Source organism: Acidovorax sp. T1 (assembly GCF_002176815.1).
GTDB lineage: Bacteria > Pseudomonadota > Gammaproteobacteria > Burkholderiales > Burkholderiaceae_C > Acidovorax.
Genome location: NZ_CP021648.1, coordinates 3,370,531 through 3,392,225 on the forward strand (window position 1 = coordinate 3,370,531; position 21,695 = coordinate 3,392,225).

At 61.9% G+C, this 21,695-nt stretch carries 24 protein-coding genes; all 24 read right to left on the reverse strand.

Going from position 1 to position 21,695, the window contains the following annotated elements:
- Positions 1 to 56 precede the first annotated feature (56 nt).
- The 24 genes from CCX87_RS15695 to CCX87_RS15810 all read right to left on the reverse strand — a co-directional run bounded on the left by CCX87_RS15695 (position 57) and on the right by CCX87_RS15810 (position 21,680).
- Complete coding sequence (locus CCX87_RS15695; RefSeq protein ID WP_232476416.1) at positions 57 to 1,418, reverse strand: TolC family outer membrane protein; 1,362 nt, start codon at positions 1,416 to 1,418, stop codon at positions 57 to 59.
- 5 nt (positions 1,419 to 1,423) lie between these two features.
- On the reverse strand, positions 1,424 to 2,791 hold the full coding sequence (locus CCX87_RS15700) for an HlyD family type I secretion periplasmic adaptor subunit (protein WP_087747639.1): 1,368 nt from the start codon (positions 2,789 to 2,791) through the stop codon (positions 1,424 to 1,426).
- A 60-nt stretch (positions 2,792 to 2,851) separates the two neighbouring features.
- A complete protein-coding gene (locus CCX87_RS15705; protein ID WP_087747640.1) occupies positions 2,852 to 4,582 on the reverse strand; it encodes a type I secretion system permease/ATPase in 1,731 nt (576 codons plus the stop codon).
- Positions 4,583 to 4,602: 20 nt separating this feature from the next.
- Positions 4,603 to 6,348 (reverse strand): type I secretion system permease/ATPase, encoded by a 1,746-nt coding sequence (locus CCX87_RS15710; RefSeq protein WP_087747641.1) that lies wholly within the window; start codon positions 6,346 to 6,348, stop codon positions 4,603 to 4,605.
- Entirely contained in the window at positions 6,345 to 6,932 is a 588-nt protein-coding gene (locus CCX87_RS15715) for a hypothetical protein (protein ID WP_232476417.1), read from the reverse strand. The genes CCX87_RS15710 and CCX87_RS15715 overlap by 4 nt, the downstream gene beginning before the upstream one ends.
- A 168-nt stretch (positions 6,933 to 7,100) precedes the next feature.
- Positions 7,101 to 8,294 (reverse strand): trypsin-like serine protease, encoded by a 1,194-nt coding sequence (locus CCX87_RS15720; RefSeq protein WP_087748410.1) that lies wholly within the window; start codon positions 8,292 to 8,294, stop codon positions 7,101 to 7,103.
- A 163-nt stretch (positions 8,295 to 8,457) separates the two neighbouring features.
- Positions 8,458 to 9,327 carry a hypothetical protein gene (locus tag CCX87_RS15725; RefSeq protein WP_087747643.1) on the reverse strand — a complete coding sequence of 290 codons (870 nt, stop codon included), beginning with the start codon at positions 9,325 to 9,327 and terminating at the stop codon, positions 8,458 to 8,460.
- A gap of 275 nt (positions 9,328 to 9,602) precedes the next feature.
- Entirely contained in the window at positions 9,603 to 9,938 is a 336-nt protein-coding gene (locus CCX87_RS15735) for a hypothetical protein (protein ID WP_087747645.1), read from the reverse strand.
- A 279-nt stretch (positions 9,939 to 10,217) separates the two neighbouring features.
- Entirely contained in the window at positions 10,218 to 10,508 is a 291-nt protein-coding gene (locus CCX87_RS15740) for a helix-turn-helix domain-containing protein (protein WP_087747646.1), read from the reverse strand.
- Complete coding sequence (locus CCX87_RS15745; protein WP_087747647.1) at positions 10,498 to 10,824, reverse strand: type II toxin-antitoxin system RelE/ParE family toxin; 327 nt, start codon at positions 10,822 to 10,824, stop codon at positions 10,498 to 10,500. The genes CCX87_RS15740 and CCX87_RS15745 overlap by 11 nt, the downstream gene beginning before the upstream one ends.
- A 32-nt stretch (positions 10,825 to 10,856) precedes the next feature.
- Positions 10,857 to 11,483, reverse strand: a complete 627-nt coding sequence (locus CCX87_RS15750; RefSeq protein WP_143218316.1) for a hypothetical protein — start codon at positions 11,481 to 11,483, stop codon at positions 10,857 to 10,859.
- Positions 11,484 to 11,504: 21 nt separating this feature from the next.
- Positions 11,505 to 12,017: a hypothetical protein gene (locus tag CCX87_RS15755; protein WP_198314725.1), complete on the reverse strand. Its 513-nt coding sequence runs from the start codon at positions 12,015 to 12,017 to the stop codon at positions 11,505 to 11,507.
- 1 nt (position 12,018) lies between these two features.
- On the reverse strand, positions 12,019 to 12,156 hold the full coding sequence (locus CCX87_RS21145) for a hypothetical protein (protein WP_198314726.1): 138 nt from the start codon (positions 12,154 to 12,156) through the stop codon (positions 12,019 to 12,021).
- A 1-nt stretch (position 12,157) separates the two neighbouring features.
- Entirely contained in the window at positions 12,158 to 12,466 is a 309-nt protein-coding gene (locus CCX87_RS15760) for a BrnA antitoxin family protein (RefSeq protein ID WP_087747649.1), read from the reverse strand.
- Positions 12,426 to 12,698, reverse strand: coding sequence for a BrnT family toxin (locus CCX87_RS15765; RefSeq protein WP_087747650.1), 273 nt, complete (start codon positions 12,696 to 12,698; stop codon positions 12,426 to 12,428). Before CCX87_RS15765 ends, CCX87_RS15760 begins: the two co-directional genes overlap by 41 nt.
- A 205-nt stretch (positions 12,699 to 12,903) precedes the next feature.
- Positions 12,904 to 13,194 carry a NadS family protein gene (gene nadS, locus CCX87_RS15770; protein WP_087747651.1) on the reverse strand — a complete coding sequence of 97 codons (291 nt, stop codon included), beginning with the start codon at positions 13,192 to 13,194 and terminating at the stop codon, positions 12,904 to 12,906.
- Positions 13,195 to 13,196: 2 nt separating this feature from the next.
- Positions 13,197 to 13,508: a type II toxin-antitoxin system RelE/ParE family toxin gene (locus tag CCX87_RS15775; RefSeq protein WP_087747652.1), complete on the reverse strand. Its 312-nt coding sequence runs from the start codon at positions 13,506 to 13,508 to the stop codon at positions 13,197 to 13,199.
- A 271-nt stretch (positions 13,509 to 13,779) separates the two neighbouring features.
- The gene (locus tag CCX87_RS15780; protein WP_087747653.1) at positions 13,780 to 14,889 is read right to left on the reverse strand and encodes a transposase; all 1,110 of its coding nucleotides are present in this window, start codon (positions 14,887 to 14,889) and stop codon (positions 13,780 to 13,782) included.
- 41 nt (positions 14,890 to 14,930) lie between these two features.
- Positions 14,931 to 15,191 (reverse strand): transposase, encoded by a 261-nt coding sequence (locus CCX87_RS15785; protein ID WP_232476419.1) that lies wholly within the window; start codon positions 15,189 to 15,191, stop codon positions 14,931 to 14,933.
- A 27-nt stretch (positions 15,192 to 15,218) separates the two neighbouring features.
- Positions 15,219 to 15,566, reverse strand: coding sequence for a hypothetical protein (locus tag CCX87_RS15790; RefSeq protein WP_087747654.1), 348 nt, complete (start codon positions 15,564 to 15,566; stop codon positions 15,219 to 15,221).
- Positions 15,567 to 15,663: 97 nt separating this feature from the next.
- The gene (locus tag CCX87_RS15795; RefSeq protein WP_087747655.1) at positions 15,664 to 18,360 is read right to left on the reverse strand and encodes a hypothetical protein; all 2,697 of its coding nucleotides are present in this window, start codon (positions 18,358 to 18,360) and stop codon (positions 15,664 to 15,666) included.
- Between the two features lie 353 nt (positions 18,361 to 18,713).
- Entirely contained in the window at positions 18,714 to 19,826 is a 1,113-nt protein-coding gene (locus tag CCX87_RS15800; protein WP_087747656.1) for an acyltransferase family protein, read from the reverse strand.
- Between the two features lie 17 nt (positions 19,827 to 19,843).
- The gene (locus CCX87_RS15805; protein WP_087747657.1) at positions 19,844 to 20,881 is read right to left on the reverse strand and encodes a glycosyltransferase; all 1,038 of its coding nucleotides are present in this window, start codon (positions 20,879 to 20,881) and stop codon (positions 19,844 to 19,846) included.
- Positions 20,882 to 20,987: 106 nt separating this feature from the next.
- Entirely contained in the window at positions 20,988 to 21,680 is a 693-nt protein-coding gene (locus CCX87_RS15810) for a response regulator transcription factor (protein WP_158211981.1), read from the reverse strand.
- Positions 21,681 to 21,695 lie beyond the last annotated feature (15 nt).

The following is a 21,695-nucleotide window of genomic DNA, read 5'->3' on the forward strand; positions in this document are numbered from 1 at the left end:
CCCTGCTCCGCGGTCATCCGATGCGAGCGCACTTGTCAATGGCTGCACAGCGACGCTCAAGGAACGAGTGCGCTGTTGGCCTGCTCCACACTCGCCTGCCGATCATCGCCTGCCAGGGCCTGCAGGCGCAGGCGCGAGACCAGGTACAGATACCGCGCCTGCGCCAGATCGCGTTGTGCCGTCGTTTTCTGCTGCTGCGCATTCAATACATCGACCGTGGTCCGCGAGCCCGCCTGGAATGACTTCTGGTTCGACAGCACCGCCTGCTCGGCCGAACGCACGGCTTGTTCCAGCGCTTTCACTCGCAGCACGCCCTCGGTCATGCCACGGAACTCCCGGTGCACACGCACGCCCAGATCGCGGCGCGCAGCCTCCAGCGCCTCACGCGCGCGCTCCTGCGCCGCCACCGCCTGGCGCACGGTGGAGCTAACGTAGCCACCGGCATACAGCGGCACCGTCAACTGCAACCCGATGCTCTTGTTGTCATAGCGCTGGTTGACGCTGGTCACGGTGTCGCTGCTGCTGCGCGACCACTGCGCCACGGCGTCCAGGGTCGGTTTGTGGCCCGCCTGCGCCTTCTCTACCTCCATGCCTGCGGCATCCAACTGCGCGCGCAACGACTGCAACTCCGGGCTGGCCTGCTCGGCACGCTCAACCCAGGCATCCACCAGCCCGGGGATGGGCGCAGTCGGGTTGAACCGCTGCACATCCAGGCTTGCCAGCACATCCGCCGGCCGGCCCGTGAGCGACTCCAGGCGCCGGCGGGTGAACTCCACGTTCTGCAGCGCCTCCAGCTCCTGCGCCAGCGTCAGATCCAAGCGCGCCTGGGCCTCGTCGATATCGGTGCGCGTACCCGTTCCCGCCTCCAGGCCCTTGCGCGCGGCATCCAGCTGCGTGGCGTAGGTGGCCTTTTGCGCCTCTATCAGCAACACCTGGTCTTGCGCCAGCAGCGCATCGAAATAGGCCTCGCCCACGCGCGTGACCAAGGTCTGCTCATCGCGCTCGAGCGCTGCATCGGCATCTTCCACCTGCGCCTGCGCCTGTCGCACCAGCGCACTCAGATAGGGGCGGTACAGAGGCTGGCGCACCGAAAGCGACTGGCTGCCGCTGTAGTACTGGTTCTCGTTCGTCGTCTGCTGGCCCAGCATGTTCTGCGTCTTGCTGGTCAGGTCGTTGTGATTGCGGCTCGCGTTGAGGCTCACATTGGGCAATTGCTGGGCACGCGCCTGCGGAAGCTTCTCACGGCTGGCCTGCGCACCCGCGCGTGCGGCGCGGATGGTGGCATCGTTCTCATAGGCCGCCTCATAGGCCTGGCGCAGGTCCAGCGACCAGGCGGGCAGCGCCGCCGCCATGCCCAGCAAGGCCAGGCAAGCGCTGGCCAGGCGGGTGCGCGGCGCGAATGCAGTGCGGTATGTCATGGCCATCATTCCTCTGTCATGGATGCAGCCAGCCGCTTGGTCAGCGGGTGCAGCAAGTACGTCAGCATGGAGCGCTCACCGGTCTTGAAGATCACCTCCACCGGCATGCCGGGCTGCAACTGGCGCTTGCCCAGGTGCTTGAGCCCATCGGGCGTGACCTGCACACGCGCCAGGTAGTAGCTCACATTGGTTTGCGGCTCGGTCAGCAAATCTGCCGAGATGGACACCACCTTGCCCCCCACCACGAGCTGGGGCGAATGCGCAAACGAGGAAAAACGCACATCCACGGGCAAATCGGTATGCACGCGGTCAATCAGGTGCGGCGCCACATGGGCTTCGAGCAACAGCGGCGCATCCTTGGGCACGATGTCCATGAGCTTTTGCCCCGGCTGCACCACCCCACCCACGGTCTGTGCCACCAGGCCCACCACCTGTCCGGCGGCCGGTGCCTTGATCTCGGTGCGTGCCAGATCGTCCGTGACGGCACGCAGCTTCTCGTTGTCGGACAGTACCTCGCGGCTGACGTCGGCCAGCTGGGTCTCTACCTCCTTGCGATATTCCTGCTGGCGCGACAACGCGCGCTGGCGCAGTTCGCCGATGGTGCGGCGCGCACGCACCGTGTTGCCCTGCAGGTCGGCGATGGCGGTGCTCGAATCGGCCACCATGCGCTCCATCTCCAGCTGGCGGTTGCGTGGCGCATAGCCCTCCTTGACCAGCCCCCGCAGATGGCCCAGCTCTTCATTGATCAGGCGCAACTGGCTGGAGCGGTTCTCCAGCATGCCCTTGTACGCCTGCAGCAAACCTTCCTGGCCCTGAATGCTTTCCTCGATCGACTGCAAATCCGAGCGCAGCAGGCTGCGCCGCGTCATGAACAACTGCTCCTGGTTTTGCATCTGCTGGCGGATCAACGGGTCGGTGCTGGCCGCCACCAGATCGGGGTGAAAAGTGATCGTCGCCTGACCCGACTGCTCGGCCAGCAGACGGCCCTGCATGGCGCGCAAGCCCAGGTAGCGCTGGCGCACCGACTCATGGTTGGCACGCGCCACGGCCGAATCGAGGCGGATCAGCAACTGCCCCTCTTGCACCTCGTCGCCCTCGCGCACCAGCACCTCCTGCACGATGCCGCCACTCAGGTGCTGCACGGCCTTGCGCTTGGTGTCGATGGCCACCGTGCCAGCGGCTGGCACGCCCTCGTCCAGGGGCGCCAATGCCGCCCAAAGCAAAAACCCGCCAAAGCCTGCGGCCAACACCCACAAGCCGATGCGCCCGGGGTGCCCCGAACCCGATGCGGCTACATTTTCAGTAGCATCTGACGCAGCATCCATCTGCACTTCGCCCGATTTTTTACCCAAAGACAACAAAGATTTGACCATGTCAGTACCCGACAAAAAGTGGCATCAATAAAAAAGGACCAACCGCCAAGGCCATGCCCATCAGGCGGCCTGGGGGCGCAAGGCACCGGGGCTGGCGGGCGCCGTCTGCGCCGCACGCAACGCCGCCAGAACCTCGTCGCGCGGCCCATCGGCCTGCACCATGCCGTTGCGCAAAATAAGCACACGGTCAGCCACCGCCACGACGCCTGGGCGGTGCGTGATCAGGAACACCGTGCGCCCCTTGGCCTTGAGTTCTTGCACCGTGCGCACCAGTGCGGCCTCGCCCACGTCGTCCAGATTGGCGTTGGGCTCATCGAGCACCACCAGTACCGGATCGCCATAAACCGCGCGCGCCAGCCCGATGCGCTGGCGCTGGCCGCCCGACAACAGGTTGCCGGCCTCGCCAATGGGCGTGTCGTAACCCTTGGGAAAACGCAAAATCATCTCGTGCAGGCCAGCGCTGCGCGCGGCGGCAATCACCTTCTCGGGCGACACCTCGCCAAAGCGTGCAATGTTCTCGGCAATCGAGCCCTCGAACAGCTCGATGTCCTGCGGCAGATAGCCCAGGTAAGGCCCCAGTTCGTTGCGGTCCCAGCCCTCGATGGGCAAGCCATCGAGCAGCACCTCTCCAGACACTCCAGGCCAGATGCCCACCATGCAACGCGCCAGGGTGGACTTGCCCGAGCCCGAAGGGCCGAGCACCACCGTCACGGTGCCACGCGACACCGCCACGCTCACGCCCTTGAGGATGGGCTCGGCACGCCCCGGCGCCACCGCCACCACGTCACGCAGCGTGAGCGCGCCCTGCGGCGCCACCCGCGACAGCGCCGGGTCGCGCTCGGGGTGGGCGCCCAGCAACGCTTCCAGCCGCCCGAATGCGCCACGCGCACTGATGAAACCCCGCCACGCCCCCACCAGCATGTCGATGGGCGCGAGCGCGCGCGACATCAGCACGTTGGCGGCAATCATGCCCCCGGGCGAGAGCTGGCCATCAATCACCAGCAGCGCCCCGGCGCCCAGCGCCAGCGACTGCTGCGCGTAGCGGATGAACTTGCTCCACGCCGTGATGCGGTGCGTGAGCGCCTGCGCCCGGCCTTGCAGTTGCTGCGCATGGGCATGGCGCTGCGCCCAGTGCGGGCGCAGGTTGTGCACCATGCCCATGGGTTCGAGCACCTCGGCATTGCGCAGCTTGCCCTGCAGATACGCCGACGCTTCGCTGCCCGCCTTGGAAGCCGCCTCGGCCGGCGCCACCGTGGAGCGGTGACCAAACCACGCCAGAGCCCCCTGCACCGCTGCAAAGAACAGTGCCAGAAAGCCCAGCATCGGGTGCAGGATGAACAACACCGCCATGTAAATGGGCGTCCATGGCGTGTCAAAGAAAGCCAGGATGCCATTGCCTGTCAGAAACTGGCGAATCTGGATCAGGTCGCCAAAGGCACGTGCCGGGCTCACCCCCGAGGGCGCCAGATTGGCCTCGAAGCTGGCGTTGAACACCCGTGTGCCCAGCAGGCCATCAAGCTGCACGCCCGCACGCACCAGCACCCGCGAGCGCATCCACTCGGCAAATGCCATCACGCCAAACAGAAACAGGGTGATCAGCGACATTGCCAGCAGCGTCAGCTCGCTGCGGCTGACCATCACCCGATCAAATACCTGCAGCATGTACAGCGTGGGCGAGAGCATGAGCACGTTGGCCACCATGCTGAATACACCCACCACCACAAACTCGCGCCGAAAAACCCACAGCGCCCGGGTCAGCTCGCTGCGTTCAAAAAAACCAGGGGTCGTCATGAAAGGCTACCTTGTGAAAATCAGGATGCCGCCAGCGCCGGGCCACGCGCTGCCGGCGCGGCGGGCTGCTGCGCCTGTTGCTGCGCCTGGTGCAGTGCCGCCAGCACCTCGTCGCGGGGGCCAAAAGCCTGCTGCAGGCCATCGCGCAGCACCAGCATCTTGTCGGCCACGCCCAGCACGCTGGTGCGGTGCGTCATGATGACGAAAGTCGTGCCGCGCGCCTTGGCTTCCTTTATGGCGCGGGCCAGTGCTGCGTCGCCTTCTTCGTCCAGGCTGGAATTGGGCTCGTCCAGCACCACGAACACCGGGTCGCCATACAACGCACGTGCCAGGCCCACGCGCTGGCGCTGCCCGCCCGACAGGCGCGCGCCCTCGGGCCCCACCGGGCTGTCGTAGCCCAGCGGCAGCGAAAGAATGAACTCATGCAAGCCCACCGCACGCGCCGCCGCCTCGACCTTGGCGGTTTCCACCTCGGCAAAGCGCGCAATGTTCTCGGCGAGCGTGCCCTCGAACAGCTCCACCCCCTGCGGCAGGTAGCCCAGGTGCACGCCCAGCTCGGCCTTGTTCCAGGTATGGATGTCGGCGCCATCCAGGCGCACCTTGCCGCCCTGCGCCGGCCACAGCCCCACCAGCAGGCGCGCCAGCGTGGTCTTGCCCGCCGCCGAAGGTCCCACCACCGCCAACACATCGCCCGGCGCCAGCGCAAACTGCACACCGCGCAAGATGGGCGCCGGATTGCCTGGCGCCGCCGCAATCAACTGCTCGACCAGCAGGGCGCCGCGCGGCGCCGGCAGCGCCATGCCAGGGTCGCGCGCAGGCACCGCCTCCAGCAGCGCATCCAGGCGTGCCCAGGCATCGCGCACATTCACCACCGTCTGCCACTGCGACACCACCTGCACCAGCGGCGCCAGCATGCGCCCGCCCAGTATGGACGCCACAATCATCATCCCCGCGCCGCCATTGAGCTTGTCCTGCAACAGCAGCCAACAGCCCAGCCCCAGCAGCAGCGATGCGAGCGTGTTCTGCAGCAGCTTGGCGATGGCCTGAAAGCCCCCCGCCCGCTCTGACGCCAGCGCCTGCTGACCCAAAAACTCTTGCTGCTTGGCCAGCCAGCGGCGGTGCGTGTCGCACAGCATGCCCATCGACTCGATCACCTCGGCATTGCGCAGCGTGTTGTCGGCATATTGCTGGGCTTCGATGGCCGCGCGGTTGGCCTGCATCAGCGGCGGCTTGGTGTTGCGCTCATTGAGCCACGCCACCAGGGTCTGCAGCACGGCAAACGCCAGTGCCGACCAGCCCAGCAGCGGATTGATCAAGAACAGCAACACCATCATCACCAGCGAAACAGGAGACTCCATGCTGGCCAGCAGCACCGGCGAATACAAAAAGTCGCGCACCTGCCGGAAATCATTGAGCGGCTGCTGTGTGCCCCCAGGAATCCGGCGCAGACTGGCCTCAAAAATGGCATTAAAAATGCGCAGACTCATCTTGCGGTCCAGCTCCGCACTGGCTGCGCGCATGACCTCGCTGCGCGCCCACTCCAGCACCTCCATCACCACATAGACGCCCAGCACCAACAGCGTGAGCATGACCAGCGTGGTGTAGCTGCGGCTGTTGACCACGCGGTCATACACCTCCAGCATGTAGCCCGAAGGCGCCAACACCAGCAGGCTGCACACCAGGCTGAACCAGCCCGTGCGCACAAAATAGGGCCGCAGCGAGGCGATGGCCTCGCGCAGCTCGGACGGTTTTTGGTTTGGTTTCATTGCACTTCTTCGACCACGATGTATTCGGGAATCTCGCCCATGGCGCCGTCAGCCGCATCGGTTGCATCTGCGCCCTTTTGCGCCGGGGCATTGCCACCCTCTGCTTCGCTCACCAGCATGAATGCCAGTTCATAAACGCCATCGCTGCGCCGCGACAACACAATCTCGCGCAGCTTTTGCGTGTGAAACCGCTCTTCGTCCTGCGCTGCCAGCGCCAGTTGAAAGCGCATGCGCCCATCCAGCGTGAACATCGACAACTGCCCCGCCTTCAGGCTCAGCGTGTGCCGGTCAAAGTACACCGGGCAACTGTCGGCAAAGCGCAGCAGCGGCAAAGGCTTGTCGCCCAGGCGCGCCAGATTGAAGGGGCTTTGCGGGTGCTGGAACACCATCCGCGCCGTGCGCGAGACCGAATAGATGGCATTGCACACCATCTGCGAGCCCATCTCGGGGAACCGCTCACGCAGTTGCCGGTAGCTCAGGTGGTGCAACGCCACCCGGTTCCACACCCTGGTCTGCTGCACCAGCGGCGCCAGCGCATTGCACACCTGCGCAAAACCTGTTTGCAATGCTTGCAAACGCTTCACCTGTTCAGGCGAAGCGTTGAGAGGAATGCGCAGCACACTATTCATATAGGAGGCGGAGTCTATCAAACTCCTATATGAAACTCACAAAATCTTGAAAAATTTTTCAGAATGCGGTTCAAGGCCGTCTATACCCCCGGCCTCTGCTGAAAAACTGCGCTGAACCCTGTGTCATACGAACCATCCATCGTCATCAACGATGGTTCGCACCGCTGTCAGTTTGACCACGCCCGCCCCAAAGCTGCCACCCACCGGGTTGAAGACATCCAGATAGATCGTTTCGCTGGGCTCAGGCGCGTGGTCGCCAATGATCTCTACCGGGATGACTGCCTGGTTTTCGCCAGGGTAGAGGTTGAGCGTACCGCTTGCCGCAAGATAATCGCTCCCGGCCAGTGCCGAACCGTTGCGCGTCGCGTAGTCCACGCTCAGCACCTGGTCGGGACCGCTGCGCACGCCGGTAAATTGCAGCAGAAAGTAGGCGTAGGTGGCGCCGCTGTTGCCCTCGGCCACCGCTTTCTTGACCTCTTGCGGCCTGGTCGGCGCGTCCGGGTAGTTGGCGCGCACGCTCTGGTCAATCCATTGCTGGTAGTAACTCACCCTCTGCCACGCAGCGATTTCGCCAAAACTGCTGTTGATGGTGGTGTCGATGTCCGGATCGACACCGCCCAGGCTCAGGCTGGCGGTGTAGCTGGCCACACCCGCGACCTGCCCATCAAGAAACGCCGGGCCACCGCTGTCACCCGACGCTATCAGCCCCTCGTTCAGGCCTTGTCCGAGGTCGCTGCGATAAATCAACCGACCCAGCGCGTCAGTGGAACGGGTGCCGCTATCAAAGTCTGCAATCAACTGAGAGCCCGCCAACGGCGTCCAAGCCATCACTCTCCCAAGGTACGTGGTGAGCGTGGCCGCATCGGCATCAAACTGGTTGGACGATTTAAGGCGGAGATCGCCACCGCTGGTCTCGCCGGTGCTTCCAGTGCCGTTCGCACCGTAGCCCGCCAGCGTAAAGACCTGACCCATCTCGTCGCTGCCCCGATAGATGTCGTAGCGATTGGCTGCAATGGGCGCAGGCGCAGCCAACCACACGATGGCCAGGTCGTTGTTACCCTCTGCGTCGTAACCGGGATGCACCAAAATATCGGTGGCGCTGACGGCATGGCTGCCTCTGGCCGTTTCAAAAGCCACGTTGGCAAATCCCGTCACCCCGTCAAACAAATGGGCCGCCGTCAGGATGGCACGGCCATCAAAGAGCAAAGTGCCGGTACCGTAGTAACCGCCATAGCTGACACGCACCACGCCGTCGTAGCCCTCGCCTGTGTAGGTGCGGTAGCGGGCACCCGTGTAGGACGCGGTTGTGGTGACCATGTGCATTAACTCTATCAATAAAGAAGGGGTGATTGTGGCAACGGCCCAAGCTCCTTGCAATGGAGCGGCCTTTCGCGGCGGAACTACGTCCCCAGCCAATTAACGAAGCGAATGGGGTTTTCCGCCAGTCAATGAGAACCTGTCTGATTTGCAAAATGGCGCTTCATGGGTTGGTGGGCTGTGGTGCGGGCTCGGGGGTGACAGTGACCGTGGCGCGGTCGCGGCGCCAGTTTTGCTGGCGGCGCAGTTCGTTCAAGGTGCGCTGGAAGGCGCGCTCGAGGTCGTCGTGGATGCGGTTGAGCCCGCTTTGCTGCATGGCCATGAGGATGCGTTTTTCTTGCAGCTGCCGAATGGCTGCCTCGGCTGCGTCGCGGTGGCGCAGCAGCCACTGGCCGTCATCGTGCACCTCGCAAAAGCTGGTGCAGCCATAGGTGAGAAAGATGACGTCTTGCGCGTCGTTGCCACACACTTCGGTGGTGAGCCATTCGGACTCGGCAATGGGCTGGTTGAACTCGGCGGCTTGCAGCTGCAGGTGCTGGTAGAGCAGCGGTGCCTGGGCCTGGATATGGGCGAGCGTGTCGGGCGGGTAGCCACCGGCGGGCACTGCAGACAACGTGATAGCGAGTTGCACAGCCGCTGCGATGGCATCGCGCTCGGCCAGGCTGTGGTGGCGCAGGGCGTTGACCCAGTCGAGCGCACCCACGGGCGGCAGCAGGTGCGCCACCGGGGCCAGCTCGAGCGGCAGGTATTCGCGGTGGATGAAGCCGAGGTAATTGCTGTGCTCGATGCGGTCGAGGCGGAGCTTTTTCCAGGTGATGACGGCCAGCTGGTGCACCAGTGCGCTCTGGGCAACATCGGCCGGGGCAAAGTCGTGCAGAAACTGCTGTTCCAGCTCCTGAAAATGGGCGGGGTCCTCGCCCGGCAACACCACCTGGGCGGCATAGGCGCCGGTGCGCATTGCATTGCCGGCTACGGCCTGGCGGCCAGCGGCGGTTTTGGGGCCGCCGGATCGTTGGGGTTTGGGTAGGGCCATAGCCAAGTCTTGCCGGCGCCGGGATTACTGCACGGGCCGCTGGCTAAGCCAGGCAGGCCACACATCAAGCGCCCAACCGGCCCGCTGGTATTGGCGCTGCACAGCCGACAGCCATTGAAAGAGCTCTGCCGGCTGCATCACCACCCTGGCTTTTATTTCGGGCCTGCAGACAAAGACCAGCTGGATGCCGTGCTTGCGGGGGGGCACGGCAAAGCCAATAACGAGGTGTTCTGTGCTGCCAGGTGTCAGCTCTACCGCCGGGGCATTGCGCTTGGTCAGGCGGGCCGTGAGTTGCTGGGTGGCCAGGGCAGACTGGCGAATTTTTCGGCATCACTGGGCGCTACCCTGGCTTTGGCGAGCTGAACCGTGGCGTAGGACTCGACCAGCGCGGCCGTGGCGAGCACCATGGTGTCTGCACCATAGCGGGTAAGCCACAGGCGTGCCACCCGGCCTTGTGCGCTGGCAACGTCCAGTGCGATGCGGTCTTCCAGTCCTTCGTACTTGACGCTCATGCGCTGGATGGGCAACAACTCGTTGCCGGCATCCTTGGGCGCCTGTGCAGGGCTTGCACCGGGATGGGCTTGTGCATTGAAGGCGCTGGTTGTGCTCATATTTTAATAGCTTACTACACAATAACTGCAGTCGCCAAAGACCCATTTCGCCTGATCGGCGACTTGTCTCAGATGTCTTACCCTATCCGTTCGGTCTGAGCCTGGCGAAGCCAGGGCACTGCTTTGGCACACCCCTTCGACCCCAGGGTGAACGGCATCGAGTCTCATGAATAAACCGCGCCGGATCAATAGTTATTCAATGCCCTGCAGGTGAACAACGGTGAGTGTCCCTTTTATTTGAATCCGGCCAGTTAGCGGCCGGGCATTTCCCTCGCCGCGTCAAGCGTGAAGAAGCGTCAGTGCGTTAGGGTTGGCTTCGACAATCTTCAGCAGTGCACGGGCGGGACCGGCCGGACGAACCCGGTGCTGCTCCCAGTTCTGGAGGGTCTTGGGCCTGACGCCGATCAGGTAAGCGAAACGGGTCTGGCTCAGGCCAGTACGTTCCCGGATGGCCTTGACGTCGGGCTCTGGAAATTCGCGTACCTTCGCACCCACAACCACTTCGCCACGCATGTGGCGACCCATGTCGCGAACGCTCGCCAGCAGGTCGTCAAATTGCTTATCGTCCATGGTTCACCTCCACATCAATCACATCGGCCAGGCGCCTTAGCTGGTCCTTGGTCAAGTCAGCGGCCACATTCTTGGCGTAGGCAAAGACCAACAAGCACTGATCATGGCTGACCCAGTGGTAGTAGATCACTCTGGCGCCGCCTCGTTTTCCTCGCCCAGGCAACGGAACACGCAACTTGCGAAGACCTCGGCCACCGAGAATCAAATCCCCAGCGGCCGGATTTTTCAGCAAGGTAACTTGTAGCTCACGCAGGTCATCGTCCGAAAACATATCTTGTGCGCAGCGCACGAAGATGGGTAACTCAACAAAGACCATGCGTCGAATTGTACGCTACAAGCGGAGTCCCATCAAAGAACACCGCCAGGCTCAGCCCGGACACTTGCCCCCGGCTGTCCACCGCTTCGAGCAACGTTGGTGCGCATAGCGCTGCGCTGCGTCCTCTTGAGCTGGGTGTGACCCAGGATATTCAATGAATGTGGGTGTCTTTTTTGTACGCGCAGTTGCTTGCTGTGCCAGGCCTTGATGTCTTTGACCAGCGCCATGCCCTTTTGCGCCACACCGTGGGCGTGTTTTACAAAACCATCGGCAGCAATTTTGGGGCCTGTGCCCTGGCTGCTTTTGGCAATGGCGTGCAGCACGGCGTTGCGGTCTGCGGCCCATTGTTCTGCTTTGGTGGCCAGTTTGGCGCCCGGTTCGTCGTTAGTGGTCTTGCGGCAAATTTTGGCAACCTTCTGGGCTGCTTTGACTAACGTGGTTTTGTCCGGGTCAAAGCCCGCCTCGTGAAAATTGGCAAACGACAGCATTCGGTCGGTGATCAGGCTTTCTGCGATGGCGACCGCTTCCAGCGGAAAACCTGCGTCTATGGCGCCTTGCATGCGCTCATGGGCCAGACGGTACGAAAGGTATTTGGCGTGGTTGCCGCCGGGGGCGCCGTGCAGATCGCTCCTAGTGTCAACTTTTAGAAAAGTGAACAAAATTTGCTACCATTTTAATAGCTAATAACATTTAATTGGAATCTGACCCCAATTACATTCTTCCAGCCCAAAGGGCACGGCCAGCGCAAACCGCGCTGTGGGGTCAAAAGGCATCAGCGGCGCCGCGGTCAAAGCGGCCAGCGCTTGCTCCGGTAGCAACTGCGGAGTGTTGGCTGGGGGCACGCGGCGCGCAGCCATGTTGGGCCTGGCGGGTACCGCTGGCGCAGGTGCAGATGCAGGTACATCCACCACCTCGAACGCATGGCCGCGCAATTCAGCCAGGCGGGCGGCCATCGAAGTGTGGGCACTGTCCTCCAGGCTCTCGGCCATGCCTGCACGCACTGGGTTCAAGTCTACATAGGCCATGGCCGACAGCAGCGCTTGCTCATCCAGTAGCGCTTGGCTTTTAAAGCGCCCTTCCCAAAAGCAACCCTTCACGCCGTCTTCGGCATTGGCCTGGCGGGCGATGGACTCGTTGAGCACCCGCATGTACCAAGACAAATCGAACAACCGTGCGCGGTAGGTGTCGGCCATTTCAGCCCCGGCGGTGTTCAACTGTCTTGCCAGTGTGCGCATCGTGGCCGCACAAAAAAGCCCGGCGCACACAGCGGTTGACGACGTGGTACCAGGGGGTATCGGCCAGCGAGATCAGGGATGAGCGGGGGCGGGTCATGTCATGCGGGCGAATGCGTTTGAAGCCAGTCTTTCAAGGCGTCATTCATCCGTGTCTGCCAACCCTTGCCGGTAGCCTTGAAGGCCTCGATGACCTCCGCGTCATAACGCACCGTCAGGGCCTGTTTGGTGCTTTGCGCCTTGGGGCGACCACGGGAAAGCGCCGCACGCAGCGCGTCCGCGCCTGCTTGTGCCGATACAGGCTGTTCACCGATTTTCCACTCACCCTGCTCGAAGAAATCTTGAGTCAATTCCGGCGCGTCGTCCGGGTCAATCCATGGCTTGGGCGAATTTTGCAATTTCGCGTTCATTGGCTTTCCTCATGCTGATGATGCGGCGAACCTCGCCGCGCGGCGTCCAGACCAAGACGACCATCCTGCCACCCAGCACACCGACGGTGGTGAATCGCGGCTCGCCGTAATCAAACCGGGCATCTTCGGCGGTCACATTCACCCCGGCGAACACCTCGCCGGCATGGGCGAAGTCCAATCCACGCTCCGTCAGTGTCTTATCGCGCTTGTCGGGGTCGAACTCGATCTGCATGGCACTTATTGTAGTTACGTTATTAATGAGATCAAGACACTTTATATTGACAGCAAACAAGGGATGAGCGGGGGCGGGTCATGGGGTGCTGTGTAGAAGGCTACGTGTTTTAAATGTGGGTGTCCTTTATATAGCGCGACTGCTTGAGGCTGATTTGGCTTGAAATTTAAAGGCCCCAATGAACCCAGCACCAATGAACCCAGCATCATGCATGCAGCGCCTTGAGTGCCACATCCGGCGCGGTGGTGACGATCTTGAGCAGGGCCGCTGCCGGGCCAGTGGGGTTGCGGCGATGCTGCTCCCAGTTTTGCAGAGTTTTGATGCTGACGTGCATCAGCTGGGCGAACTCACTTTGCGACAGCCCGATCTGCTCACGCACCGCCTTGACGTCAGGCGCGTCGATGCGGGTTCGCCGGGCAGCCGACATCTCACCCCGCGAGATGGCCTTGGCCTCTTTCAGGCTTTGCACCAGATCATCGAACAGTGTTTGGTCCATCGTCATAGCTCCTTCACAAATTCACGCAACACGGCGGTTTCCTGGTCGGTCAGGTTGTCTTTCTTGGACTTGGGGTAGATCAACAGCATGTAGATCTCGTCGTCGTCCCTGATCCAGTAATAGATCGCCCGCACCCCGCCACTTTTGCCCCGACCCGGTAAGGCGTGACGCAGCTTGCGGATACCACCGCCACCAGGGATGAGATCGCCGCGTGCGGGGTTTTCCACAAGAACATTCTGAAGCGCCCGGTATTCATCGTCGGTCAGCAAGCTGGCCAGCAGACGAGTGAAGGTCGGGGTTTCAATGAATTCCATAGTATCAGTATATACGCCAATGGCGGATAATGTAAAGACTGAGCTAGCCAGCGCCCCGCTGGCCAAGAGTGCTTATGCCCCTCCTAACGTGGCCACCTAACGTGGGTGTCCTTTATATGTTCTTTATATGTTGATACGATAACAAACATGATATTTTTATAGCTGCCAGCGCCCGCTGCATAAGGGCTAGAGGCATATTTGACCTTTAATTGGAATCTAACCCCGATTATTCACCCCTTGTGCCTCCGGCAAATTTTGACCCCTTTTGTGATCACGCCGCGCGGGCCTCGAACACCCGCCGGGCAGCGGCCAGGCCGCGCAGCGCGCGCTGCTGTCGGCGGGCAGCAATTTCTATCAGCTTCGCAGGTGTGCCTACGGCGCTGGCAAAGTCTTTGAAGAAATGGTCGGCGGCGTTGATAAAACCTTCTGCGTCCATGCCCAGACGGGCCAGGATGGGCGGGGTGGTGGCGGGTATGGCGCCGCGCTTGGCAGGGTGCACGGCGCGGCCCATGGTGTCCACCAGCTCAATGTATTCATGCAGGCCAAAGGGAATGGCCTGCTCAAAGCGGCCGGTTGCATCAAAGGGCATCAACGGCGCCTCTGGTATTGCCGCCAGCTCTGTCTCTGGTAGCAGGCCAGGCAATTCAGATGCGGGCACAGATGCGGGCATGGGGGCCGCCTCGGTGGCGGCTTGTGGCTGCGCCACAGGGGCCATCACAGGCACAAATGGCTGGCCCTGCAACTCGGCCAAGCGCGCCGCGATGGATGTGTGGGCGCTGTCGTGCAGGGTTTCTGCCATGCCGGCGCGAATGGGGTTGAGGTCCACATAGGCCATGGCGGCCAGCAGCGCCTGTTCGTCCAGCAGCGCCTGGCTTTTGAAGCGCCCCTCCCAGAACCGGCCCTTGCAACGATCCTCGGCATTGGCCTGGCGGGCAATGGTCTCGTTAAGCACCCGCATGAACCACGATACATCCGCCAGCCGCTGGCGATAAAGGGCGGCAAACTCTTGCACCTTGGCACGCTCGGCCTCGCCCATCTGATTGCGGTCATCCGCCAGATAGCGCTGCACCAACAGCGGGCCGGCAAACAACTGCGTCCAGCGGCGCAACACCGCCTCATCGTCGAGCGCAGCGGCGCGGTCAGCATCCACACGCAGCACCATGTGGTAATGGTTGCTCATGACGGCATAGGCCGCCACATCGATGGTGAACACCGAGGCCAGCTCGCGGATGCGGGTCTCTATCCAGCCCCTGCGGTGGTCAAAATTTTGGCCGGTCACATCGTCTGCGCCGCACAAAAAAGCACGGCGCACACAACGATTCACCACGTGGTACCAAGGGGTGTCGGACAAGGAGATCAAGGATGAACGAGGGCGCGTCATGGCGGAAAGTCTATCAGGGTATTAATAAACATGGGTGTCCTTTATATTACACGGGCACGTGCTGCATCCACGCGCAGCACGACGTGGTAGTGGTTGCTCATGACGGCGTAGGCTGCCACGTCGATGGCAAAGACCGAGGCCAATTCACGGATGCGCGTTTCCACCCAGCCACGGCGGTGTTCAAAGTCCTGACCGGAGTGCGCGTCGTGCCCGCACAGGAAGGCGCGGCGCACGCAGCGGTTGACAACGTGGTACCAGGGCGTATCGGCCAGGGAAACGAGGGCGCAGCGGGGGCGGGTCATGGGGTGAGTGTAGGGCGTGCTGATTATTTAGGCAACTAAAGTGGGTGTCCTTTTATTCATCAAGCGGTGGATGGTGTCCAGTTCAATCTTTGGCTTGATTTCGTTGCCACGGGTCAACACCAGCGTGTCGTAGCCTTTGCCCAAGGACATCACACCGAAGTCCTTGTCGGCCACCGTGAGCATGGTGACGGTGTCGTCCTTGGCTGAGCCGGTGACCTTGTCTACAAAGCTCAGTTGAACATCGAGTCCATCAGCGCCCGACGTGCCGCTCACGTTCTTGAGCGACACAGCCTGCACTTTGTTGTCATTGTCGGTGTAGTACTCACCGTCGGCGGTAATCCTGCCGCCTTTCTTTACATAAAGCGAACTTGCCATTGCAGTATCTCCAAAATCACAAACAAAAAAGGGGTAGTCCAAAAGGACTTCCCCTACAAGGCCGGTTAAGCCATCACGTTCATTCGAAACGTTCTGCTTAAGCGACGTTGATGGCTTGCAGCAACAGATCGGTGTCGTAGGTACCGGTCAGCTTGATCAACAGGTCGTTGTTGGTGACGGTATCGACCAGCACGTCTTCCACGTCGCCGTAGACATAGGTGTTGCCCTTGAACTCGAACACCACGTAGTCGCTGTCGGAAGCGGCCACTTCCAGCAGGGCGACGTTCAGCGAGCTTTGGCCAGCGGAGGCGTCGCTCAGTTCGAACAGTTCGAAGCCAGTAACAGAGCTACTAGCCTGATAGTCATACAGACCAATCGCGTCCGACAGATCGGTATCCAGCAGGGTCGCGTCGTCGGCGTCGGCCACCAGGTTCAGGCCAGTCAGGGTGTCCATCTTGGCCACGGTCGATGCAAATGTATCGGTGGCATTAGACGAGAACCAGACCTCGTCGATACCATCACCCAACTTCACCGTCTCGGCCACAGAGGCGTTGAAGGTTTCGTAGTACATGCCATAAGCAGCCACCAAAGCACCTTCGCCATCATCTTCCTGGCTGTTCAGATCGGAAGCGTCCACCTTGGCCAGCGCAGTTTCATCCGTGTTGTAGATGTAAGCGTAGCCGTCACCTTGCAGCGTCAAGTCAGTGGCGTTCCCTGCATCAGCGCTGTCGAATTCCACGAATGCGTAGGCGGTATCGGTCGGCTCGTCGGCGTCGTCGTAGGCGTTGTTCAGCGTGACGGTGGCGGTTTGGAAGTCGCCGGAGAGGTAGACGCTGGCACTGTAGCCATTGTCCGCATCGGCATTGACGGTCAGCGTCACGTCGTCGCCATACGCGGCGATGTTGTGATCACCGTCCCACATCTGGTCCACCGTGATGTTCAGATCGCCACCGAAGTCTTCGGCATCGACATCATAGCCATCGGCTTCCACGACCACGTCAGCACCTTCGCCGTTCAGGACGATGGCTTGATCGGCGGCAACGCCGGTCACTTCTACCGTGTTGTAGTCGGTTTCGAAGGTCAGCTTGCTGTAGCCAGCCAACTCGCTGGCATCGACCGTGGTGTCATTCGAGGTGAAGCGGACTTCTTCGAAATTCTGCACCAGTTCGTTCAGCACGATGTAGTCTTCGGCTTCCAGCACTTGGCCATCGACGCGGATTTCGTCCGTGCCGTCGCCGCCGTCGATGCTGTGTGCCGCGGTGATTTCGTCCAGGCCGTTGGAGGACACGTCAACGGAGTCGTCACCGGCGCCGGCGTCGATTTCGACGGTAGCGTCTGACAGCAGGCCCTCCGACCAGACTTCGATTTCGTCGTCACCGGCGCCGCCGGTCACAGTGGTGGTTTCATCAGCGATGGCTTCAACGTAGATTTCATCAGCGCCTTCGCCGCCGTCGACGGTGACGGAACCGGCTTGACCGTACACTTCCAAGTAGTCGTCACCAGCGCCCAGGGTCACGGCGGCGTCGGCGGCCAGGGAGCCGTGGAATTCGAACCAATCGTTGCCTTGGCCACCCTTGACCGTGGCCAGCACTTGGTTGTTGTTATCGAGGTGTGCATCCACACCGCCCACCAGAGTGGAAGCGTCCAGGGTTTCCAGGGCCGCGCCGTCTTCACCAATACCGAAGTACAGATCGCCGTTGCCGGTGATGGTGGCAGCCGTAAGGGCGCCGTCGCCGTCAACAACATACAGATAGTCAGCGTCCTCACCAGCGAAGCTACCGCCACCGTTGACGGTGACGTTCAGGGTTTCGGTGGCGTCGGAATCAACGGCCAGCACGCCGTCGAAGGCCAGGTTCAGGGTCTGGGCGGCGTCGGTGCCGTTCAAGGTCACCGTGGTTTCGTCAGCGCCATCGACATTCAGGGCGACGGTCGTCGCTTCCATGTCATTCACGGTCAAAGCAAACTCACCGGTATTGATCGTCGCCAAGCCGACGGCGCCATCAATGGTCAGGGCACCCAGCGTGTTGTTGTTCAGCTTGGCCACATCGGCAGCCACACCTACGGTGTAATCCTCTGCATCACCTGTGCGCAAAGAGATTACTTCAACACTGGTGGAGTTGATGACAACATTGTCGAGGAGGGTAGCATCCAATGTGTCGGTACCCGCGCCGCCGTTCAAGGTGTCAAAGCCCTGAATGGTTTGCGCGGCGTCGCCCAGGTTGTTTTCAACAATCAACGCCTTGAAGGTATCGCTGCCAGCCGTGCCAGTCAGATCGTCCTGACCAGTAGTGAGCGTGAAGGTCTGGCCATTGGAAACAGACGTACCAGGAGCAGCACGGCCTTCAGCAGCGCCAAACTTGACGTAGTGGGCCAGAGCGCCGTTGGAAACGCTGTTGTTGAACTGGGCCAGGTTGGCGTTCACGTAGGCGGCGACATCAGGGTTGGCCACCAGGTAAGCCGCGCCATTGAACGTAGCCAGTTCGGCATTGGGGGTGCGACCTTCGTCCAGGCCGTACTGCATGAAGTGGTACAGCAGGTCGGCAGCGTTGAGGTTCGTGTTCTTCAGGTCGGCGAACGCGTTCTTGTAGTAGGTGGGGTCGAACTTGGCGTTGGGGCTGTAGAAGCGATCTGCACCGATTTGCACGAAGTGCTCAAGGGGCGACAGCGTGCCTTGGTATGCGCCCATGTACGTCTGTGCGTAGAAGGCGGGGTCAAAAGCGATAAAGGAGCCAACTTTTTCAGAGGGCAGTGCGGCCAGGGCTTCGCTCAGCTGAATACCGGTGGAGAAGTACATATTTAAATCTCTTTCAAACGTTGAAAAAATCGACCGAGAGACCGGGGATGCCCCGCCCGTCGACTGCACCATTCTATCGATGGAATTTAGCAACACTACCGTTTGGAATGGCTTAACTGAGGGACTACCACCTCGGGCGTTTAAGCCCGTTCTTGATTTGTTTTTTTTCCTTATAAATCAATCAGTTAGAGCAGCAAATCCTATATGAACTTTAACAAAACAATCCCAAAGGATTAATCCCACCCCGTTGCACGCCAACAACATAGCTATTGCATTTCGACACCTGGCCTTGTGCTTGCCTTGCTTAAGCGCGTGCCGCGTGGCGCAGCCGCTGCGGCTGCGCCGGGGGATGATTACGCGGCTTGCCGGAGGTAGCTGCCGCGCAGGGCCAGGAAGGGGCGTTCTATAAGGTGGTAGGTGATGGCGGCCAGTGCCAGCACCACCGGCAGCAGCAGGGCGCCGGTGGCCAGGGCGTCTGCCACGGGGCCGGCGCCGGTGGCCAGCGGTGGCAGGTGGGCTTTGTAGGCTGCAATGACCAGGTTGTGCAGCACATAGGTGGAAAAGCTGACGGCCCCCAGGGCGGCCAGCGCGCGGTCGGCCCTCTGGCGCAGTGCCTGCGGGCCCGGCCAGCGCGTGCACAAATAGGCCCAGACAAAGCCGGCCCACAGGGCGGCTTCCAGCGCGGGCCAGATGATCCACAAGGGGCTGGCCAGCTCTGAAAACCCCACCTTGCGGCTGAAGGCATGCAGCCCCAGCAGCACGGCCAGGCCGGCCAGCGCCAGCCACAGGGGCGGCAGGCTGGGGGCCACTGCCCCGCCCGCCTGGGTGGCGCGCGCTTGCCACAGGCGCGCCAGCAGCATGCCGATGATGAATTGGTCGAGCCGGCCGAAGATGGTTTCGTAGGCCACAAAGCGCACGCTGCCGCTGGCGGCAAACACCAGGGCGCGCACCAGCACCAACAGGCCCAGCCAGGCCCAGAGGTAGCGGCTGCCGTGGCGCCGGCTGAAGGCGAGCAAGAAGGGGAAGATCAGGTAGAACTGGAACTCAACCCAGATGGTCCATAGCTGAACAAAGTAGGGCGACAGGGGAACGGTTTCTGAGCGAAACGGCATGAGCCAGCCAAGCAGCTGCAAAAAACCGTAGTTGCGGTGGTCGTTGTAGGTGCTGATGAACAGCTGCAGAAAGACGGCAAAGATGAACAACGGATAGATGCGCAGCACGCGGTTTTTGATGAAGCCGCCGTAGTGGATGTGCCTGTCGCCTGCAATCACTGTAAAAATGAAGCCGCTGATGACCATGAACAGGGCGATGCCGGTGTGGCCTTCGTCCACCAGCGAGACCAGGGGGTTGCCCGAACGCAGATCGCCCAGCTGGGTGTGAAAGTAGTGGAACAGCACGACCAGCGCTGCGGCAAAAAAGCGCAGGTGGTCCAGGCGGCTGAGGTAGGTGTGCTGGGTGGTTTGCATGGAACGGGGGCCGGTGTTCAGGTGTGGATGCGGTGCGGGTCGGTGGCACCGCTGGCGGCAATGTAGCGCTGCCAGGCGGTGGGGTCGCGGTCGGCCAGCTGTTGCGCAGCCGGGTCGGTGTGGTCGAGGTGGCCGCCCGGGGGCAGCGCCTGAAACCACGCATCGAGCGCAAAGCGCTGGTGAAACGGCGTGCCCAGGCCCAGGGCGTGGCGGGCCAGCTGTTCGGCCAGGCTGGCAGGTTGGCCGGCAAACTCGGGGAAGATTTGCAGCAGCTGTGCGGGCGGCAATTGCAGGTAGTGGCGCAGGATGCAGGCGCGCTCCCAGGCGTCACGGCGCACCACTTCGGGCCGGGCGGCACTGGCGTTTTGCTGGTGGCTGCGGATGCGAAAGGCGGTGAGTGGCTCGGGCAGCACATGGATGTCGTAGCGCATGCAGACGCGGATCCACTGGTCGAGGTCGGGCACCTGGGCCAGGCGGGGGTCGTAGAGGCCGGCGGTTTGATAGACCTCGCGCCGAATCAGGGCCGTGGGGTGGCACAGGGCGTTGCCCTGGTCGAAAAAATGGCGCAACCACTGGTGGCGGCTGCGGTTGGGCTGGTGGAAGACGGCATGGTCTTTGTGGGCCGGGTCGTCAAAGGGCTGGCCTTGTTCGTTGATGAAGGCGGGCCAGCCAAAGACGGCGCCCACCTGGGGGTTTTGCTGCAAATACTGGAGCTGGCGCTGGAGCTTGCCGGGCAGGAACAGGTCGTCGGAGTTGAGCACGGCGATGTAGCGCCCCCGCGAGCGGCGGATGGCGTCGTTCATGGCCGCGCAGGCGCCACGGTTTTGTGCAAAGCGGTGCAGGTGGATGCGGGGGTGGGCCAGGGCGGCGACCTGCTCGGCCGTGGCGTCGGTGGAGCCGTCGTCGGTGACGATGATTTCCAGCCCGTCAATGCCTTGGCTTAAAGCGCTGCGCAGGCAGTCTTGAACAAAGGGGGCATGGTTGTAGCTGGCCACCACCACGCTGACCTGGGGCGCGCCAGTGGTGCGCCGCAATATTTTGGAGAATATTTGCATAGGGATGCGGCACGGTTTGTTGCAAGGACTGGATGCTGTTCACCCTGCGCCCTTCGGCAGTATCAGCCTGAACGGTTTTGATACATCAAGGGACCGGATCAATCACTTAACCGCCCGCGGCTGCGTGCCGGGACATGGGGGGTGGCATGTTGAGCGTGCTGAATTTGGCGATCACTTCGGCACGGCTGCTGACACCCAGTGTGCGCAGGATGCCGCGGACGTGGATTTTGACTGTGGGTTCCGCCAGGTCGAGTGCTCGGCAGATTTGCTTGTTGGACATGCCTTGCAGGAGCAGCCCCAGCACTTCGGATTGCCGTGCGGTGAACCCCAGGGATGCGACGTTGGCCACGGCTAGCGGCTCGGGGTGTGCAAGGGGGGCGGGGGGCGCGGAACGGATGGCCGGTTTTTGCAGGGCTTCGGGCGGCACGTAGACGCCACCCGCGGCCACGAGCCGTATGGCCGAAACCAGCACCTGGTTGAGCGATGACTTGGGCAGGAAGCCGCGCGCGCCCTGCTCAAGCGAGTGCTGAACGATGCCGGCATCGTGGTCTGCAGACAGCATGATCACGGGAAGGCGGGGGAACCTTTGCGTGATGTCTGCCAGCAAACTCAGGCCACTGGTTTCGGGCAGCTGGATGTCCATGAGCACCAGGTCGATGTCGGCATGCTGCTGCAGCTGGCTCCAGAGTGTCGCGGCATCCCATGCCTCGACGCATTGGGCAAAAAGCTCGGATCGGCTGAGGATGGCTTGAAGGCCCTCCCGCACCAGGCCATGGTCGTCAACAATGAGGATTTTCACGGGTGAGATGTTACA

Excerpts from the sequence above, each read along its gene's own strand:
- CCX87_RS15695 (WP_232476416.1), bottom strand. The coding sequence starts at position 1,418 with ATGACATACCGCACTGCATTCGCGCCGCGCACCCGCCTGGCCAGCGCT.
- CCX87_RS15700 (WP_087747639.1), bottom strand. The coding sequence starts at position 2,791 with ATGGTCAAATCTTTGTTGTCTTTGGGTAAAAAATCGGGCGAAGTGCAG.
- CCX87_RS15705 (WP_087747640.1), bottom strand. The coding sequence starts at position 4,582 with ATGACGACCCCTGGTTTTTTTGAACGCAGCGAGCTGACCCGGGCGCTG.
- CCX87_RS15710 (WP_087747641.1), bottom strand. The coding sequence starts at position 6,348 with ATGAAACCAAACCAAAAACCGTCCGAGCTGCGCGAGGCCATCGCCTCG.
- CCX87_RS15720 (WP_087748410.1), bottom strand. The coding sequence starts at position 8,294 with ATGGTCACCACAACCGCGTCCTACACGGGTGCCCGCTACCGCACCTAC.
- CCX87_RS15725 (WP_087747643.1), bottom strand. The coding sequence starts at position 9,327 with ATGGCCCTACCCAAACCCCAACGATCCGGCGGCCCCAAAACCGCCGCT.
- CCX87_RS15735 (WP_087747645.1), bottom strand. The coding sequence starts at position 9,938 with ATGAGCACAACCAGCGCCTTCAATGCACAAGCCCATCCCGGTGCAAGC.
- CCX87_RS15740 (WP_087747646.1), bottom strand. The coding sequence starts at position 10,508 with ATGGACGATAAGCAATTTGACGACCTGCTGGCGAGCGTTCGCGACATG.
- CCX87_RS15745 (WP_087747647.1), bottom strand. The coding sequence starts at position 10,824 with ATGGTCTTTGTTGAGTTACCCATCTTCGTGCGCTGCGCACAAGATATG.
- CCX87_RS15755 (WP_198314725.1), bottom strand. The coding sequence starts at position 12,017 with ATGGCCGACACCTACCGCGCACGGTTGTTCGATTTGTCTTGGTACATG.
- CCX87_RS21145 (WP_198314726.1), bottom strand. The coding sequence starts at position 12,156 with ATGACCCGCCCCCGCTCATCCCTGATCTCGCTGGCCGATACCCCCTGG.
- CCX87_RS15760 (WP_087747649.1), bottom strand. The coding sequence starts at position 12,466 with ATGAACGCGAAATTGCAAAATTCGCCCAAGCCATGGATTGACCCGGAC.
- CCX87_RS15765 (WP_087747650.1), bottom strand. The coding sequence starts at position 12,698 with ATGCAGATCGAGTTCGACCCCGACAAGCGCGATAAGACACTGACGGAG.
- nadS (WP_087747651.1), bottom strand. The coding sequence starts at position 13,194 with ATGGACCAAACACTGTTCGATGATCTGGTGCAAAGCCTGAAAGAGGCC.
- CCX87_RS15775 (WP_087747652.1), bottom strand. The coding sequence starts at position 13,508 with ATGGAATTCATTGAAACCCCGACCTTCACTCGTCTGCTGGCCAGCTTG.
- CCX87_RS15780 (WP_087747653.1), bottom strand. The coding sequence starts at position 14,889 with ATGACGCGCCCTCGTTCATCCTTGATCTCCTTGTCCGACACCCCTTGG.
- CCX87_RS15785 (WP_232476419.1), bottom strand. The coding sequence starts at position 15,191 with ATGACCCGCCCCCGCTGCGCCCTCGTTTCCCTGGCCGATACGCCCTGG.
- CCX87_RS15790 (WP_087747654.1), bottom strand. The coding sequence starts at position 15,566 with ATGGCAAGTTCGCTTTATGTAAAGAAAGGCGGCAGGATTACCGCCGAC.
- CCX87_RS15795 (WP_087747655.1), bottom strand. The coding sequence starts at position 18,360 with ATGTACTTCTCCACCGGTATTCAGCTGAGCGAAGCCCTGGCCGCACTG.
- CCX87_RS15800 (WP_087747656.1), bottom strand. The coding sequence starts at position 19,826 with ATGCAAACCACCCAGCACACCTACCTCAGCCGCCTGGACCACCTGCGC.
- CCX87_RS15805 (WP_087747657.1), bottom strand. The coding sequence starts at position 20,881 with ATGCAAATATTCTCCAAAATATTGCGGCGCACCACTGGCGCGCCCCAG.